Source organism: Nannocystis pusilla (assembly GCF_026626665.1).
Classification (GTDB): Bacteria; Myxococcota_A; Polyangia; order Nannocystales; family Nannocystaceae; genus Nannocystis; species Nannocystis pusilla.
On record NZ_JAPNKE010000002.1, the window covers coordinates 519,662 to 535,470 of the forward strand.

Consider the following 15,809-nt stretch of genomic DNA (forward strand, 5'->3'; position numbering starts at 1 on the left):
CCGGCGGTCGGACCACGCGCGCGGTCCGCGGATTGGCGAACCCGGTCGAAAGCCGTGGACCTGTGCCTTCGAGCACTACCACCTTTGCGAGGGATGACCCACACAAGAGCGGAGGCTCTCATGTACGAATCCGTCCGCGCGGCCTATGTCGATTTCACCGCAACTTCCGAGCTCGAGGGCGCCGTCGAGCATATGTATCTCGATGTCAAGGGTCTCGTGACCGTGGGGATCGGCACGTTGATCGAGGCGCCCGACGGCCGGATGATGGACAAAGCGTTGAGCATCCAGTTTTTCTTCCGCGGCCAGCCCGACCAACTCGCCACGCACGACGACATCCGCGCCGACTTCCACGCCGTCAACAGCATGGCCCCCGGGCTCGGGAAACAGGCCTACCAGGACCGCACCAAGCTCGATATCAGCAACGACGAGATGGCGCGCCTGGTGCTCGAGATGCTCGACAGCCTGGCGACGGAGCTACGGAAGACCCCGGAGTTCAGCGACCTCGACCTCTGGCCGGCCGACGCGCAGATGGCTCTGCTGAGCATGGCCTATCCCCTGGGAGGAGCCTTCGCGCAAGGCGGCAGGTACCCCAACTTCCGCGCCGCGGTCGACGCGTGGGACTTCGTCGCGGCCGCGCACGAATCACACATCTCGGAAGAGAACAACCCGAACATGCGCGCGCGTAACTGGGCGAACGAGCTGATGTTCGTCTACGCAGATCGGGTCCATAAGCTCGGCCTGCCGTATGACACGCCGATCTTCCCGAATGTTCTCCGGAGCGACGGGACCGTCCTCGATATGGGCCTGGCGCCGAGGCAGGCGATCTGGCCGACCTTGAAGCTGGGGACGACCGGCCGCCAGGTGGAGGTGCTCCAGGCCTTGCTCGGCATGTCTCCCACTGGTACCTTCGACGAAGGTACGGACGTGGCGGTGCGTGCGTTTCAAGCTACGGCGGTCGACCGGAATGGCCAGCCGCTCACCGCGGACGGAATCGTCGGTCTCCAGACCTGGCGCGCCCTCGTCCTCCGATGACGCCGGAGACGGCGCGCGCGTCGCCGATTCACCGCGTCGTCGGTCGACGCGGGCTCACCAGACTCGCAGGCGTCCTTGGACCGCATGGCCGCGCCGGGCTCGCAACGACCCGGGCGGTGCGACGGGCCGCGCTCGCGCGGGTCGCCGCCAGAAGTCGAGTCTTGCCTCACTCTCCGCCGAGCCGCGCGTCATCATAACCCCGCCGCCGCTCGGGACCTCGAGCGGGATCGACACGTCGAGCTCGTCGACCTCGATGTCGACAATTTCGAGCGGCTCGGGCGAGGACTCGGTCGCGGCGACCTCCACGAGCTCGGCGAGTGGGATCCGGACGGCGGCGTCCCGCCAGACGGCGGTGACAAGCCGCCGTTCGGCACTGCAACGCCCCCGGCGGCTGCAACGACGGCTTTCTCCGCGATGACGCGCCTCGTCGTAGCGATCCAGGACACGGGGGATGAATCCAGCGACGGCACGGCCCGGACGGGTGGGCGCGAAGTGGCTGTACACCGATGTTGTACTCGCAGAACCTCCGCCGGAGGTCGAGACGGCGGTTCGGGCCACGGGTCACAAGTATCGGCGTCGGTGGAACATGAGCCCGCACAAGACTTTTGCGATGGTTCATGTCGCCATCGTGCCGGCAGTGGCCGGCGGCGAGCCCGGCGTCCTGAAGCACAGGCCAGAGGACCGCCGGATGACGGGTAGCTGCGACGTCATCGGTGATCAGGGTCGCAGCGGCGATTAGGCGAGGCCCGTGAGGGGGAAGTTGTGCACCTGGGGGGCGCCGTAGGCCTTCCACTGCTGCCACTGGTCATCCATCTCGAACGCGGCGGGCGGCGGCAAGTCGATGTCGAGCCCAGGTAGTGCCTCCGCAGGCTCGTCGTCACCGGCAGTTCTCGTCACTCCAGACGACGCGGGCGGATGGTTCAAACACGGCGGCTTCAGCAAGCCTCAAGGCGTACGAACTGCTGTGAGTGGCGAAGAAGACAAATCCTGCGCGTGTGGACACGTATGACGTAATCTTGCGTCGACCCATCCAGATTCATGTGCCCCGCCCAGTGCTAACGTCATAGGGACCCACCGCGACAGTGGGGCATACGAACCACCATCAGCGAAGGGAAAAGGTTGATCGGGAGGCTTCTTGCGCTATTGCTGATCGACCACCACGAAGCGAATATTCGCGGCGAGCCGGGTCTCGGTGAGACTCGCAAGCCATTCTGTCACTTGGCCAGCGGCGAATCCGGATCCGAAGGACCAGATGGCTGCGGAATACATGCGACCGGGGCGAATAGCGAAGTATGGTGCTCTTACTCCGAACGCAACGTCGGAATCCATGCTCGGAAAGCTTTGGTTGGCGTGGTTCCAGTTCCAATCGGACGTATCATTCCAGGCCGTATATCTATAATCCTGTTCGACGACATGGTCTCCGCCGTTGAGGTCCCAGCTGAGCACGTAAATCCCAACCCCGCTTCGGAGTGCGCGGCCTGCAAGCTGCACATGTTATGCCACATGTAATTATACGGTGCATAGACGCGTAGCTGGGCTGTCCCTGGTGCACCCTGCCCTGGCGGCGAGCCCGGAGACTGGCGCATGAAGTCAACCCACACCGCCGCCCCGCAGTAGATGTTGCCGCTCTCGGGAAAAATCAGATAATCGAAACCGAGCTCTCCTGTGGCGGCGTTGGCCCAGGTCTGTTGCCGAGCGTGCGGCGTTCCGCTCCCCTCCGAATAGTTCCAGCTGTCCGCGTAGGGAGGGACCAAAATGTCGAGGTGGTTTCGGGTGGCCGCGGCAGCAAGTAGCTCCGGAACGCCCAACAGGTTCAGCGCCGCGCGGTCCGTCAACTCGGCGGCGCGCGAGGGAGGCGTTGCTTCGAGCGGGTCCAGCCTGAGGCGGCGAAGGTCCTCCGTTGTCTCCTGCCACAGCTGCGCCATGCCGTGGCGGTAGCCGTTGTCCGCCTCCAGCACGCCGCGCACGGCGGCATGCGTCAAGTGAATCGCCCGGATAACCCTGTCCTGCGCCGAGCGACGATCCAGGACGGCCCGTTCGACCCGACGCGCCAACGCGGTCTGAGCCTCCGCGCGCATCGAGGCCGACACTCTGGATGTGATTTGGTCGAATGACATGGAGGGATAGTTAGAACTGTGCGTCATCTTCGCTCCTGTTCACCGGCCGGTTCATTGGCCGCGCCGGATCACTTGGATCGGTTATTTGTCCCGGTCAACGACAACGTCTGAACCTTTCGAGTTGGGTCCCAAAGGTCTAGCTGCCCAGAGCGCTCCGCGGGTCTACCGCCGCCGGTGCTTCGAGCGCCACGGTGTCGGCGCCGGGTTGCTCGGCGTACCGCGAGTTCTGTCTAAAGCGCATAACTAAACCGCGAGAGGCGCGCTGAGGCTGAGGGCCTGTGAACGCTTCATGCGGCGGTACCACCGCTGCCGCTCTCAGGAAGGCGCAAGACATGCGGTTTCACGAATAGGTAGGGGTTGCTCGGCGCGAGACGCAAGCGGAGCGAACGCCGGTTGACATCGTAGAACTCGACGCTACCTAATGATTGCCACATAATCAGGAGAGTGGATGATGACGAGCCCTGAATCTTCAAGAGCATGGATGGCGCTGCTTTCGCGGAAGTTCGCCGGCGGGCAGAGAATTCAGAGAGAACGTTTTGGATATACCAAGAATAGCGGGATTTCCCGCGTTTCCCGTCACATCACTGTACTGGTGATGGCTGCAAGCTTTCCGCTGCTCGGGTGGTCTGCTCCGGTCCGCGCGGACGTTTATCACGGGGTTGATTCGTGCGAGCAAGGTTACGTCTGGCGCGAAGCAGTCCCTAACGACCATGTCTGTGTTTTCCCTGCGTTCTGGGTGCTCGCCGCCTTGGACAACCAACAGGCGGCGAGCCGTTGGGTAAATGGCCCATACGGGCCTCATACGTGCATTCAGGGGTATGTCTGGCGAGAGGCGGTTGCTGGGGACGACGTCTGCGTCCTGCCCGTCACCCGAACGATGACAGCGATGCAGAACAATGATGCATGGATGCACTTTGCCCCAGCGAGCGAGTATCATTGCGGCTTCGTCCCCTTCCAGCCAGGGGACACATTCTGCGTCAGGCTCGGGCACAACATCTTCGGCAACTACAACAGTATTCAGGTCCGATATCGACGTGCTGACAACGCATCAGGTGCGGCTTCGGTAGGTACAATTGGAATACAAACCGTGGAGAAGGCGGCAACTTCTCCGGCAGAATCTTGCAGCCCGGTGAGATCTGGGAGACTGACGCCGGGCTTAATAATGCCACTGTCGGCACCTGCGCAAACGCGCACGCCTTGGGTTCGGCGCCTCCACACGACCCAAACAATACTCTTGGCATCATCGTTGATGTATGTCGACATCGGTGACGAGCAGTATGCGCACCGCCTCTATTCGGTAGGCATTCTGCCGAGAAGTCTTCGCTGCGGACCATCTCTCAAGGGACCAGCTCATCCATTGCCCTCCGGGATGGCTTGATGCCGGGGACCACAGGCTCGTATAAAGCCCAAGCTCTCCGCGACCTGGTGAGCTGCCCCCCTGGTCAAATCGAGGAGGAGGAGGCAAGACTCGGAGAAACTCAGGGCGATGGCCAAGTTTGACTTCAGGGGCGATGGTGGCTGCTCACAGCTTCGTGCCTTAGCGAACCCCGGAGCGTTCCGGTCGCGCAGGCACCGACCTGCGGCGCCTCGACCCGGCGATCGCGGGCGCATGCGGCGCGGTTCGCCGTCCCGACCGAGCGGATGACGCGGGGCCTCACTCTCCACCGAGCCGAGCATCATTCGCGGCTGGCCAAAGCTGTCGTCTCCCGCTGCATGCCCTTGAAGGGTCACGGCGCGGGCGAGCCGGGTGAGGCGAACAGATCCGAGCCGCGCTGGCTGCGTGACTTCGCGCGCCGGTCGCGCTATGCTTGACAGCCATGCGCCGTCTTGCCGCCGCCGCCGCTATAGTCGCCTGCAACGGCGGCAGCGGGCAGGAGTCGGGATTCGGCACGAGTATCACGACCACGCCGCCGCCGGGGGCCGCGAGCGGGGCCGACACGTCGACCTCGTCGATCTCGACCTCGACCACCTCGAGCGGCTCGGGCGAGGACTCGGCCGCGGCGAGCTCCACCAGCTCGGCGGGCGGGATCCCGGACGGCGGCACCCCGCCGGACGGCGGCGACAAGCCGCCGCTCGGCTGCATGGGCAAGGTCGATCTCGTCTTCACGATCAGCTCCGACTGGACGATGGAAGACGCGCAGGGGTGGCTCAAGGCGAGCTTCCCGGGCTTCATCGACACGCTCGAGAGCGACTTCGCGGACTTCGACTACCACATCGTCTCGGCGAACACGTCCCCGCTGTGGGGCCATCCTGTCCTCTGCGCCGGCTGCAAGGACATGTGCCCCGAGGTGCCCGAGTACCCCTGCGGCGTCGCGCCGGAGCCCTGCGACATGGTCCGTGGGGCGGGCGTGACGTATCCGATCGGCGAGGGCGCGAGCAACAAGCGGTGCGACCTCGCCAGCGACCGCCGTTATATCACCGCGGGCCAGCCGGACCTCGAGGGCGCGTTCTCCTGCATCGCGTCGGTGGGGATCGACGGCGCCGACCAGGTCGCCAATGTCACGGTGAGGGCGCTCGCCGACGAGATCAACGCCCCGGGCGGCTGCAACGACGGCTTTCTCCGCGACGACGCGCTCCTCGTGGTCGTGGCGATCCAGGACACGTGGGACGAGTTCAGCGACGGCACGGCACAAGACTGGGCCGACGCTCTGGTCGAGGCCAAGGGCGGGGACGCGGACGCGGTCGTCCTTCTCGTCATCACGAACGACATCGATGATCCGGACGGGCTGTGCGGCTACGCGGGCATCCCACCGGGCTACCACAAGTTGCGCACGTGGACAGAATTGCTCCCGCACTCAGTGTTCGGATCGATCTGCAACGAGCAAGGATACGCCGCCTACTTCGCGGAGGCGGCGACGAAGATCAAGGCGCAGTGCGACGTGTTCGTGCCGCAGTAGAGGGGCGGCTACGGGTAGAGCTGCAGGGCGAAGGCTCGCGGCTGTAGCTCGGCGAACTCGCTGCCCACAACCGACACGTGGCCCCATGGACCGACTTTCAGAGCGGCGGCCGTGTCAGGTCCCTTGCCGGGTCCGCTGCGGATTACTTCCCACGCGTAATCCCCGAGCGGGCCGGGGATGGCGAAGATCCAGGCGTCCGCGTCGGTGGCTGGCGCCTTGCGAGACCCCGCGATGACGAGTTTGCCCTCGCGGTCCTCATCGATCGCATAGGCGATCGCGTCGCTCCCAGGCGTCGACTCGATCCGCACTGGGCCCGGCTCGTTCGTGGCCGAGAACCAGCGCGTCATCACCTGGCGGATCGTAAACAAGTCACGACCCCAACCGACGATCACGAAGCCGCCGTCGCGAAGCGCCGCCACCCCCATCGCTCCGTCCTCCTCCAACTGCCCCCCGCCCGAGGTCCACTCACCGAGCAGCTCTCCGTCGAGCGAGTACCGCACCACGACCGCGCGCCGGTATAATTTGTCGAACTTGCCCTTGATCGTGCGCTCGCCGACCACGACGATCTGATCGCCGACAACCGCCACGCCGCGCCCGAGCTCGTCGAGCGCGTTGTTCTCATCGTCCTTCTGCGGCGCTGCGAAGGTTCGCTCGAGCAAAACCTCGCCGTCCTCCGCCGAGACCCACCAGACCTTGAGGTCATGGGTACCAGGCGCCACCTCGCAGGCCCCGACGACGACCACGCGGTCGCCGGCGAGGGCAACCCCGAAGGCCTTGGTGGACTTGACCTCGTCGCCCGCCGTCCACACCAGCGGCAGCGCGTCGGTCGGCCGAACCTTGGATACCGCCCACGTCGGCCCGGAGCGCGTCGACGCCACATAGACGGAGCCGTCGTCGCCGGCGGCGATCGCCGGCCCGCTGCCCGCGTCGGCGATGGCGACTTTGCCCAGCGAGACGGGCCCGGCCTCGACCTTGCCCGTCGCGCCGTCGAGCTGCACCACGACGGCCATGAGACCCTGCTGCGTCTCGAGGAAGCCGGAGGCCGCGATCGAGTTGTTGTCGAGCAGCGCGACGCCCGTGTAGCCACTGAACGGCCCCGGGGGCGTCACATGCGGGGGCCAGACGTCGGTCCCCCCGGGCGCAACATCGATCGACAGGTCCTTCTCGTCCTGGCCGCTCACGCCATCGGCGGCGTGGGCGACAGCGCGGATCGTGTGGAGCCCGTCGCCGGGCACGTCATCGGACGTCACCTCGAGCACGGTGAGGGGGACTTCGGCGTCGCGCCGAGGACGAGCGGCTCGTCGTCGTCGAAGAGGTCGATCGACGCGACCGGCCTCGACGTCCACACGTCGATCTGCACCTCACCGACCGCGCCGACCGAGGGCGGCGTCAAGATCAGCTCGACGTCGAGTGGCAGAGCCTTGCCGTCGTCACTCGTCGTCCCGGACTCGCCGTCGCTCTCGCTGCCGACGAGCGTCGTCTCGGAGCTGCCCGTCGTTGTCGAGCTGGACGGCATGCCCGGGGGCGGCGCGTCAGAACTCGCGGAGCTGCTGCTCGTCGTGCCCGTGTCGGACAGCTCCGCGGCCGCGGTGAAGGCCGCGTAGGAGGGCGCGTCGGCGGTGCATGCGAGCGCCGGGACGCCGGCGAGGACGAGGGCGAGGACAGTGGGTCGGCGGAGTCGGCGCTTCACGAGGCGAATCTCCACTAGAAGAAATACACGAGCCCCCCGGCCTTGGGGCGAAGTCGCGCCAGCGAAGGCGCACGCGCCGGGGCCAGGAGGACGACCAATCCTGTAAGCAGGCTTACGGTCCCGACACTCCCGAGCACCCAGGCCGTCGTCCCGAGTCGCTTGTAGCTGGCGTTCGCGGCCTCGACTGCTTCTTCTTCAGCCGCGGTCGGGCTGCGCTGTTCGGTGAGCACGTTCGCCGTAAGGCTAGCGATCTCCGAGTCCGTCTGCCCACGTCGAGCTAGGGCGCCGACCATCCCCGCCAGCAGCCCCGTGCCGATAGCGGAGAGGACCGAGCCGCTGGCGATCCGCGCGATCGACCGTCGTGGCTTGACCTCCGCGGCGGGTGCGACGGCTGGCCCTTCGGGCACCGCGGCCGTGGTGTCGGGCGTCTCCGAGGCGGGAGTTTGCTCGGACGGCGATGGCTCAGGGGGCGGTTCGGTCGGCGGTGGCTCGCTGGTCTCGTTCGGTGTCGGCTCGCACGACGTGGGGGCGAGCTGGGCGTCGTCCGCCTCGAGCCCGAGCCAGTAGGCGCGGTCGTCGACGCTGAGGTCGTCGCGGCGGAGGACCTCACGGGCGAGGTCGAGGGCTCGGCAGAGGTGGCGCGTCTCGGTCGGCTCGGCCCGATGGAGCGCGCGAAGGCTGTCGTGCGCGCCGATCAGGACATGGGGAGGATGGGCGCCGGGAACCTTGGCGAGCTCGAGGTACAGGTCCAGCGCCGTCTCCCACTCGCCATCGTTGAACGCCTTTTGGGCGGCCGCTTTGGACGGCTGCCGAGGCACCGACGAGGGCGGCGCGAGCATGCTGAGGGCGAGCTAGGTGGAGGATCATGATCAGCTCTCCTCGAAAAACGTGTGCTGTCGCTGGCCTTGTGCGACCTTCAGCTTGACGCGGTCGATCGCCTTGAGGATGCAGCGCGCCTCGGGGGATTCGGACGCCGCTCCCAGACGCTCGGCGCCCGGTCGGCGGTGATGGTCACGTCGAGCGGTCGGGGCTTCGTATTCGACTTTCCCAGGCACCGGCGGGCGTGCGCCTCCGCCTGCCGCACGCGCTCGTCCCACGACCCGACCGGGCGCTTCGCTTGCTTCGGCGCAGGTTCGGACGTCGGCACCGGCGATGGTTGGGGCGGCGATGGTTGGGGCGGCGACGGGGGCGATGGCGCCGCGAACAGGGCGTCGGCGGGCTTCGGCGAGATCGAAGGCGCCGCGGCGTCAGCCAGTCGTGGCGATGCGGCGGCCGCGACCTGCGGCTCGTCGCGGTCGACTTGCGACTCCCGATCGAACGCCAAGCGCCCAAACCCAGCCCCGACGAGGCACCCCATGGCGAGGCACAGCGCCTGCGCTCGCCACGAGCGCGTGGGTGGAGCGGGCGCACGCGTCTGCTCCGCGAGGGGTTCGGCGATCCTTCCGCGCACCACCTCGAGAGCCTTGACCAGCTCCGCCATGCTCCGATGGCGCTCGAGGGGCTCGGCGACTCCGCGTTGCAGCTCGGCCACGAGGGGCGCCAGCGAGGGCGCAAACTCGGCCGGCTCGATCGTGCCGAAGCGCTGGGTGTCGGCGTCGAAGAGGGGCCGCCCCGTGATGAGCTCGTAGAGGACGACGCATACCGAGAACACGTCATTCTGCGGCGAGGTCCCCACGGTGGCGAGCTGCGGGTCGACGTAGTGCTTGTTGCCGAGGGCGCGCAGGTCCATCGTGTGCCAGCGCTCGGCCTCGGTGGTCACAGCGCGGAGATGCGGCTGGCGGTAGTAGTCGTCGGTCAGGCAGCAGATCCCGAAGTCGAGGAGGCGAACCCGGTCGCCCGGCTCGATGATCACGTTGCTGGGCTTCACGTCCCGATGGACGACACCGGCTGCATGCACCGCCATCAGCACGCGTCCGAGCTCGATCGCCAGCGTCAGCGCGCGGTGCGGGTCGATCCGACCGCGATGCATGTGGCTCTCGAGCGTCTCCCCCGTGACCACCTCCATCGTGAAGTACGGCTCGCCGCTCTCCGACTCGCCGATGTCGAAGATGGCGGGCACGCCCTTGTGCCGGATGCCGGCCAGCGCGCGGTACTCCCGTTTGAAGCGCTCGACCATGAGGGGCAGGACGCGGTGCATCCGCTTCAGCGCGACGTCGCGATGGCCCCGCACGTCGTGCGCCAGATGAACCACGGCCATCGCTCCCATGCCGAGCTGGCGCTCGAGCTTGAAGCGGCCGAACACGAGGTCGTCGCGCGACATGGCGTCTCCGGTCAGCGAGGCGGGGGAGGAGGCGGCAGCTTCCGGTACAACAGTTCGGCGTCGTCGCAGACTCTGCGACTCACGAGGGGCTCGTCACCGTTGAGGTCGACGCGGTCCGGCCAGGTGATGAACCCGCGGTCGAGTGCGGGGCCGAGGCGGGTCTCGCAGTGACACGGGTTCATGGGGTTCATGTGCTCGCACCGCGGCCCGAGGTAGTACGTGAGGTCCCGGCGAGCGCGGTGAATCGCCGTCCGCGTGCCGCCGGGAGTGCTGTCCAGGATCTTAGCGACGTCCGCCTCGGGGAGGCGGAAGATCTCGATCAGGATGAAGGTCGCACGACGAGCGACCGGGAGGTTGAGCAGCGTTGCGGTGAGACACGCTCGCTGCAGCTCGCGCTGCAGGACGTGCAGGCGGCGTTTGTCACCGCCGATCAGGGGATGGCTCTCCACGTCGATGCCGGTGGGGTCATTGCGCAGCAACGAGTCGAGGTTCGTCTTCAGCGTGAACCGCGGCAGGACCTTGGCGACGACGGCGAGCTGGGCGTGCAGGTCCATGTCCGGCCCTATCGCGGCGTCTTTGATCATTTCCCGACCACCAGCAGCCGTGCCGGCCATCCAGGCCGCGAAGGACACGACGAGGGGATGCACGTGCTCGGGGACTACGAACTCAGCCGGTGCGACTTCGGCTTCAGCTTGAGGCTCGGACGTCATCGCGCTCGAAGTTGCCATAATCCGGCGCACACGCGAACCGTCATCACGACTCGACGGCCGGCGCGTCCTTCGCCGTCTTCGCGGTCTGCTCTCTGGGGCGTGGCGAACTCGCTGCCCCGCGGACCGAGGTTGGACCTTCCTTGCTGCAAGGCACCTCTGCACCTCCTGTAAGGAGGTCGACAGCCGAGGTGAGGGCTCGCGGCTGCTCGCCGCAGATGCGGGATCTGCGCGGGTTATGCAGTAGCACCTACACCTCCTAAAGCAGCGGATATGCGAAAACGCTCTTGATCCGGAATGAATCCATGATATATCCGCTATGAATCAAGGGTGAATCGATGAGCCAAGGCCCAACGATCCGTTTCACCGGCGGTCACGACTTCAGTTTTCCCGGCGGTTACGACCCCACACGACTGTTCCGCGGCCTCGACCTTCACGGACGCCTCGAGGCGGCTCTCGAGCGAGGCGAGGTGAGGCTGCAGCAGCCGCTCTCCGCGAAGGAGGTCGAGAAGATGGAGGAGCTCTCCTCGCGCTTCGCGGCGATTCACCATCTCATCGTCGCGTGAGCCTGGTGATGGAGACGGCTGTCCTCGGTGCCGCACTGGTTGCGGCCGGTATTCTTCGCGAGGATGTGCGTTTCGTGGGGCCGGTCTGCTTGTCATTATCGGGGGCGCCTCGAACTGGGCCGTGGCGCTGATCAGGGAGATCGACGACCTCGCGACCGCGAAGCAACGCCTCGAGACGGAGTTGAAGGTGCAGGGCGCCAAGCTGGCCAGCGCGCTGGCTGAACGCGACTCGGCGCTGAGGGCTCTGGGTGAGGCCGGGCAGGCGACGGAGTCACCATGAATCAGCGCATCGACATCCCGGAGTCCAGCGGCGGCGCCGCTTGTCCAGACCAGCGGGCGCGGGAGTTCGCCGAGCGCTGCGACGGCGAAGCACTGGACCGGATGGTCGCGTTCGCCCCCGACACCCCGCTCGGTCGCGTTTACCGGGAGGCGTGCCTGCTCGAGCGAGACGCACGGCGCATCGCCGAGGTGTGTTCTGACGCGGAGCTGGACCGCATCCTCAGCCTGCCGGACAAGCCGGGGGGGCCGAAGCGCTTACAAGAACGCATGCCTCGCTGAGTCGCAAGCACGGCGGTTCGCCCGGCTCTGCGGCGATGCAGAGCTGCAGCGCGTGATCGCCGAGGCGGCGACCGATCGACAGGGATTGGCCAACCTGAAGGCGTGCGTCGAAGAGGTGCAGCGCCGATGCATCGTCGAGGCCGGCATGCTCAAGGCGTAGCGCGTTTGCTCGCCTTGCGTTTCTTCGCTTTTTTGCGCTTCTTGGCGGGGCGCTTCCGGAACTTGGCCTGGAGTCGCTCCATGTTGTAGCCCTGGCTCTTCAGCGCCAGGATTTCGTCCACCCGCGCCATCGCGTCGGCGTGCCAAAGGAGTTGGACGCCTTTGCCTTTGCCGCCGCCGGTGAGGCTGGTCTCGATGCCGTCGAACAACCCGAGGGCACGCCACTTGAGAATGGTGTCCTTGGCGAAGCCGGCGTGCAGTGCGAGCGCCTCGGTTGTGTGCTGGAACACCAACCGGAGCGTCGATGATTGTCGGGGCCGGTCGCAAGGGAACATTCATTCAGGGCGCCCCGAGCGCGGCGCTAAGTCGGATGCTCCGTGCAGCCGTTCTCGTCTCCATCGCCGCCTCGGCTAGGCCGGGTCGGCCAACCGGCACCGTTTGTGCCGGCGGCCGCCTCGGGAACAGCGGCGGTACCAACAACAAGCCGAGCACCGCCACCACCGCGGGCTGGGTGACCATCGAGCTCGCAAAGTTGACGGTTGCGCCCCGCCCGAACTGATCGTGGCGCCCTGTCCTTGGCGCCCTCGGTCGTCGACGCCCAAGTCCACATCGCGCTGCCGAAAAGTGCGACATGTGCGCGACGGAGATGACGCCCGTTGTCGCCAAGGCGAGCCGTGGCGGACGGCCAACACGGCTTGGTCGTTCGAGCTGTGCTGCGCCCCACGCGCCTGAGCTCGACGCAGATTTACATCGACTTGGAAGGCTCGAGACGGTCTCTCGGCCACCAAGCGGATACCGCGAGCCCCAAACGGCGGGAGGCCACCTTCAGTCTGACCCGCCCAGCCGCCCAGCCGACGGTCCGCTGGAGCGATCTCGGCCGAGCTATTCGACCGAGACCGAGCGCGGCCAGTGTCGGGGGTGGCGGCTTGCAGTGGTCGAGCCCCGCGAGGACTGAGCCGGACTCCAGCGGGTTGTCCTGCGGCCGCAGACCGGCGATCATGAACTGGCCGGTGACAGGTGTGCCCAAGCCGCTCGTCGACGACTTTCCGCTCGCGTTCTCCCATCCCCTGGCACAGGAACAGCTGCGCTTCGTTGCGAAGTTCTATCCCGGCCAGTGCGAGGCCGTTCCGCTGGTCAAGCGGTTGGGTGTCGACGCGCTCCAGGTGTCGCAAAGCCTGTCGCCGCTGAACCTCTGGTACGGGTCGCGCTGCAGGCCGGCGCTCCCCGGCTCGACCCGAAAGATCGTGCAGGGGCTACGCGGCACCCATCCCGGGAGCCCGAACGCTGTCCTCGGTGCGCAGCTCGCTGACAGGGTGACGTCGACGTGGAGGTAGGACCGGTGCGCCGGCGACTCGAGTCGCTCGTACTCGATCTGTATGCCAGGGGGAGGCCGAGGCGGACAACCAACGGCTTCGTCGCACGCTCGTGTCGGCATGCGAGTCGATGCAGGGGATGTTCCTCAGCGACAAAATTCCGCAGCAAAGCTTCTGTACGCACGCGTTCGACGCATGGTTCAGGAGCGGAGCTCAGCTCTCGGAGCTGTATAAGGTCCTGCTTCGCGATAACCCCCATGCCCAAGACAAGATCGATGCCCTATTTCGTCCGGCTTTGGCGGAGCAGGCCTTCCGCGAAGACGGTATCCAGCTGTCGATGGATGTCTACGACGTCCCCGATCTCCTGGAGCTCGTGAAGCAGTACGCGGTTCGTGGCAAAGCCCTGGCGCGTTGGCTTGAATATCACGCCCCTGGGGTTACCACTCAGACGCCGGCTCTGCCGCCTGTGCTCTTCCTGGTCCTCTGCGGCGAACGTCTGACTTCGGCCTCCTTGCGGGTCCTCGGAATGCGTACGCGACACCTGTCGCTCCCGGCTTCGTCTCCGGGCGCCCCGCCTGGCATCACAATCCGCTCTGGTGATGATCTCGTCCGAGCGGTCCGCCGGCTCATCCATGAACTGCGCCTGACATCCTCGAATGAACTGGTATTGGTGATCCAGGCAGATCCTGTCGCCGTCGCTCTTCGTCCCCAGGCGGCGCGAGTCCCTGGGACCGAAGACACGCTCGAGGAGTGGCTGGCCGCGGTCGCCTGGTGGCCTCAGATCGACGGGGTCCCGGTCGAAGGTTGCCTCCACGACGGAGCTCTGCCCGCCCCGTCTGCAGGAGGGCAAGTCGCGCTTTGGGAGCGAGTGCCGACGAACCGTCAGGAGCGGCGGAGTGCTTCGCTGGGGATCTGGGCTAGTCAGGAGTGCTGGACGGCGAACTGCGAATGCGCGGTGCTCGGCACCCACAACCGGCGTTACTTCGCCGTCCTCGCCGATGCGGATCTCCGCGGGCTCATCCAGGACACTCACCCAGACGACGGTCCCACCTCCCTCAAACACCTCTTCGACAAGATTCGCGGTCGAGCTCGGCTCGTCTGGACCGACCGCCGCTATTTCCTGTATACCGGAGACTCCCTCGAATGACACATGAATGGCACATCTACCCCGAAGCGCGCAATCTAGACGACCGGTGGTTGTCTCCGGACAAGTGCCCCCCTGGCGTCGTCCGCAGAAAACCTGGGCCCAGCGCGAGGACAAGGTCGACCCGGTGACGTGGCGCTTCGAGGACGAGGGGGACGAGGGCGCTCTGCGCGATCGTACGCGGGCGGAGCGCTATGTGAGTTCGGGGGAGGAGGAAATCAGTCGCGTCAATCTCGCCCTATTGCTTCGCCGGCCACTGCTGGTCCGTGGCGTCCCGGGACTCGGTAAGTCGACTCTGGCGTATCACATCGCCTGGCGGCTCGGCCTCGGCCGACCTTTCCGCTGGGAGATCCATTCAAATGCCACCCTCCAAGAAGGCCTTTACAGCTACGACGCGGTGGGTCACTTCCACGAGGGACGGGAGGCGCCCATTGAGGACCATATTCGCCTCGGACCGCTCGGTACAGCCTTGGCGCCGACCGAGCGACCGGCCTGCGTGCTGATCGACGAGCTGGACAAGGCGTCGTACGATCTGCCCAACGACCTGTTGCACGCCTTCGAGGAAGGGGCGTTCCGAATCCCCGAGCTGAAGCAGAGAGACGCGGTCGTGGATGCCGTCGACGGACGTAGGGTCAGCGTCCGCCACGGTGAGATCCGTTGTCATCATCATCCGGTGGTCGTGATCACCAGCAACGACGAGCGCGAGTTCTCGCCGGCGTTCTTGCGACGTTGCGTCGAGCTGCGGCTTCAGCTGCCTGGTCCGGAGCAGATCCGACAGATCATCGATCGGTGGTTCGGCGGGCCGGATGGCCTTGAAGAAGTGCTCACCAACCTCGGGGGTCAACCCACCGACAGACTGCTTCAGGCCCTCTTCCTCACCCGAATCCACGAGACGCCGCTCGAGGAGATCGCGCGTAGCGTGGTCGAGGGCAAGGCCGAGTGAAGGACCGCCTGGTCGAATTGCTCGCGCGGATCCCGGGGGCCATCGCCCAGGACGTCGCTGAGCTGCTGTGGTTGGCGCAGCAGGGGGTCACGCTGCACGAAGCCCCGGGCGCGCACGTTCGATCGCAGCCTCGCGACCGCCGAGCATCGCAGGGAGGTGAGGCGGGCCAGGACAGTGCCGAGGTGGGCGTGCCGCGAGGCCAGGGCATGGAAGAGGACAGCGTCCCCGGGCTCCCCGGGGCTCGCACCCAGGCACGGCCTCCGCGTCTCCGGGAACGCGAGGCTCATCGGCTCGTCGACCGAGCCTTGCATCGATTGGGCCCGCGTGCGTCGGTCGGTGCACCCGTCGTCGATATGTCGGCCAGTCTGAAGTTCAGTGCCCGCCTGGGGGGTATGCGGTTCCCCGTCTTTGCGCGCGTACGTG

General features: G+C 66.5%; 17 protein-coding genes. 8 read left to right on the forward strand and 9 right to left on the reverse strand.

The features are described from left to right. Positions 1-120 precede the first annotated feature (120 nt). Entirely contained in the window at positions 121-1,032 is a 912-nt protein-coding gene (locus OV079_RS02545) for a peptidoglycan-binding domain-containing protein (protein WP_267766015.1), read from the forward strand. A 54-nt stretch (positions 1,033-1,086) separates the two neighbouring features. Here the strand turns inward: OV079_RS02545 and OV079_RS02550 are convergent, their stop codons facing one another. The 3 genes from OV079_RS02550 to OV079_RS02560 form a co-directional block, all read right to left on the reverse strand. Beyond that, positions 1,087-1,536: a hypothetical protein gene (locus tag OV079_RS02550; protein ID WP_267766016.1), complete on the reverse strand. Its 450-nt coding sequence runs from the start codon at positions 1,534-1,536 to the stop codon at positions 1,087-1,089. A gap of 231 nt (positions 1,537-1,767) precedes the next feature. Then, a complete protein-coding gene (locus OV079_RS02555) occupies positions 1,768-1,956 on the reverse strand; it encodes a hypothetical protein (RefSeq protein WP_267766017.1) in 189 nt (62 codons plus the stop codon). 377 nt (positions 1,957-2,333) lie between these two features. Next, positions 2,334-3,176 carry a hypothetical protein gene (locus OV079_RS02560; protein WP_267766018.1) on the reverse strand — a complete coding sequence of 281 codons (843 nt, stop codon included), beginning with the start codon at positions 3,174-3,176 and terminating at the stop codon, positions 2,334-2,336. 1,790 nt (positions 3,177-4,966) lie between these two features. Between OV079_RS02560 and OV079_RS02565 the strand changes: the two genes are divergently transcribed. After that, positions 4,967-6,046 carry a hypothetical protein gene (locus tag OV079_RS02565; protein WP_267766019.1) on the forward strand — a complete coding sequence of 360 codons (1,080 nt, stop codon included), beginning with the start codon at positions 4,967-4,969 and terminating at the stop codon, positions 6,044-6,046. A gap of 8 nt (positions 6,047-6,054) precedes the next feature. Here OV079_RS02565 and OV079_RS02570 read toward each other — a convergent pair whose 3' ends face one another. From OV079_RS02570 to OV079_RS02590, 5 genes are all read right to left on the reverse strand, one after another. After that, entirely contained in the window at positions 6,055-7,305 is a 1,251-nt protein-coding gene (locus OV079_RS02570; RefSeq protein ID WP_267766020.1) for a hypothetical protein, read from the reverse strand. Further along, positions 7,293-7,736 carry a hypothetical protein gene (locus OV079_RS02575; RefSeq protein WP_267766021.1) on the reverse strand — a complete coding sequence of 148 codons (444 nt, stop codon included), beginning with the start codon at positions 7,734-7,736 and terminating at the stop codon, positions 7,293-7,295. Before OV079_RS02575 ends, OV079_RS02570 begins: the two co-directional genes overlap by 13 nt. Before the next feature lie 14 nt (positions 7,737-7,750). Continuing rightward, on the reverse strand, positions 7,751-8,575 hold the full coding sequence (locus OV079_RS02580; RefSeq protein ID WP_267766022.1) for a hypothetical protein: 825 nt from the start codon (positions 8,573-8,575) through the stop codon (positions 7,751-7,753). 77 nt (positions 8,576-8,652) lie between these two features. Beyond that, positions 8,653-9,996, reverse strand: a complete 1,344-nt coding sequence (locus tag OV079_RS02585; RefSeq protein ID WP_267766023.1) for a serine/threonine protein kinase — start codon at positions 9,994-9,996, stop codon at positions 8,653-8,655. A gap of 11 nt (positions 9,997-10,007) precedes the next feature. Next, positions 10,008-10,706, reverse strand: coding sequence for an RNA polymerase sigma factor (locus OV079_RS02590; RefSeq protein WP_267766024.1), 699 nt, complete (start codon positions 10,704-10,706; stop codon positions 10,008-10,010). A gap of 335 nt (positions 10,707-11,041) precedes the next feature. Here OV079_RS02590 and OV079_RS02595 point away from each other — a divergent pair, with 335 nt between their 5' ends. The 3 genes from OV079_RS02595 to OV079_RS02605 all read left to right on the forward strand — a co-directional run bounded on the left by OV079_RS02595 (position 11,042) and on the right by OV079_RS02605 (position 11,827). Then, a complete protein-coding gene (locus OV079_RS02595) occupies positions 11,042-11,269 on the forward strand; it encodes a hypothetical protein (RefSeq protein WP_267766025.1) in 228 nt (75 codons plus the stop codon). A gap of 121 nt (positions 11,270-11,390) precedes the next feature. Then, on the forward strand, positions 11,391-11,549 hold the full coding sequence (locus OV079_RS02600; RefSeq protein WP_267766026.1) for a hypothetical protein: 159 nt from the start codon (positions 11,391-11,393) through the stop codon (positions 11,547-11,549). Next, on the forward strand, positions 11,546-11,827 hold the full coding sequence (locus OV079_RS02605) for a hypothetical protein (protein WP_267766027.1): 282 nt from the start codon (positions 11,546-11,548) through the stop codon (positions 11,825-11,827). The genes OV079_RS02600 and OV079_RS02605 overlap by 4 nt, the downstream gene beginning before the upstream one ends. 149 nt (positions 11,828-11,976) lie before the next feature. Here OV079_RS02605 and OV079_RS02610 read toward each other — a convergent pair whose 3' ends face one another. Continuing rightward, entirely contained in the window at positions 11,977-12,276 is a 300-nt protein-coding gene (locus tag OV079_RS02610) for a hypothetical protein (RefSeq protein ID WP_267766028.1), read from the reverse strand. Between the two features lie 708 nt (positions 12,277-12,984). Here OV079_RS02610 and OV079_RS02615 point away from each other — a divergent pair. The 3 genes from OV079_RS02615 (at position 12,985) to OV079_RS02625 (ending at position 15,386) form a co-directional block, all read left to right on the forward strand. Further along, on the forward strand, positions 12,985-13,320 hold the full coding sequence (locus OV079_RS02615; RefSeq protein ID WP_267766029.1) for a hypothetical protein: 336 nt from the start codon (positions 12,985-12,987) through the stop codon (positions 13,318-13,320). Between the two features lie 118 nt (positions 13,321-13,438). After that, complete coding sequence (locus tag OV079_RS02620; protein ID WP_267766030.1) at positions 13,439-14,446, forward strand: hypothetical protein; 1,008 nt, start codon at positions 13,439-13,441, stop codon at positions 14,444-14,446. 64 nt (positions 14,447-14,510) lie between these two features. Then, positions 14,511-15,386 (forward strand): AAA family ATPase, encoded by an 876-nt coding sequence (locus OV079_RS02625; protein WP_267766031.1) that lies wholly within the window; start codon positions 14,511-14,513, stop codon positions 15,384-15,386. Positions 15,387-15,809: the final 423 nt, after the last annotated feature.

Excerpts from the sequence above, each read along its gene's own strand:
- OV079_RS02545 (WP_267766015.1), top strand. The coding sequence starts at position 121 with ATGTACGAATCCGTCCGCGCGGCCTATGTCGATTTCACCGCAACTTCC.
- OV079_RS02560 (WP_267766018.1), bottom strand. The coding sequence starts at position 3,176 with ATGACGCACAGTTCTAACTATCCCTCCATGTCATTCGACCAAATCACA.
- OV079_RS02565 (WP_267766019.1), top strand. The coding sequence starts at position 4,967 with ATGCGCCGTCTTGCCGCCGCCGCCGCTATAGTCGCCTGCAACGGCGGC.
- OV079_RS02580 (WP_267766022.1), bottom strand. The coding sequence starts at position 8,575 with ATGCTCGCGCCGCCCTCGTCGGTGCCTCGGCAGCCGTCCAAAGCGGCC.
- OV079_RS02585 (WP_267766023.1), bottom strand. The coding sequence starts at position 9,996 with ATGTCGCGCGACGACCTCGTGTTCGGCCGCTTCAAGCTCGAGCGCCAG.
- OV079_RS02590 (WP_267766024.1), bottom strand. The coding sequence starts at position 10,706 with ATGACGTCCGAGCCTCAAGCTGAAGCCGAAGTCGCACCGGCTGAGTTC.
- OV079_RS02595 (WP_267766025.1), top strand. The coding sequence starts at position 11,042 with ATGAGCCAAGGCCCAACGATCCGTTTCACCGGCGGTCACGACTTCAGT.
- OV079_RS02605 (WP_267766027.1), top strand. The coding sequence starts at position 11,546 with ATGAATCAGCGCATCGACATCCCGGAGTCCAGCGGCGGCGCCGCTTGT.
- OV079_RS02615 (WP_267766029.1), top strand. The coding sequence starts at position 12,985 with ATGAACTGGCCGGTGACAGGTGTGCCCAAGCCGCTCGTCGACGACTTT.
- OV079_RS02620 (WP_267766030.1), top strand. The coding sequence starts at position 13,439 with ATGTTCCTCAGCGACAAAATTCCGCAGCAAAGCTTCTGTACGCACGCG.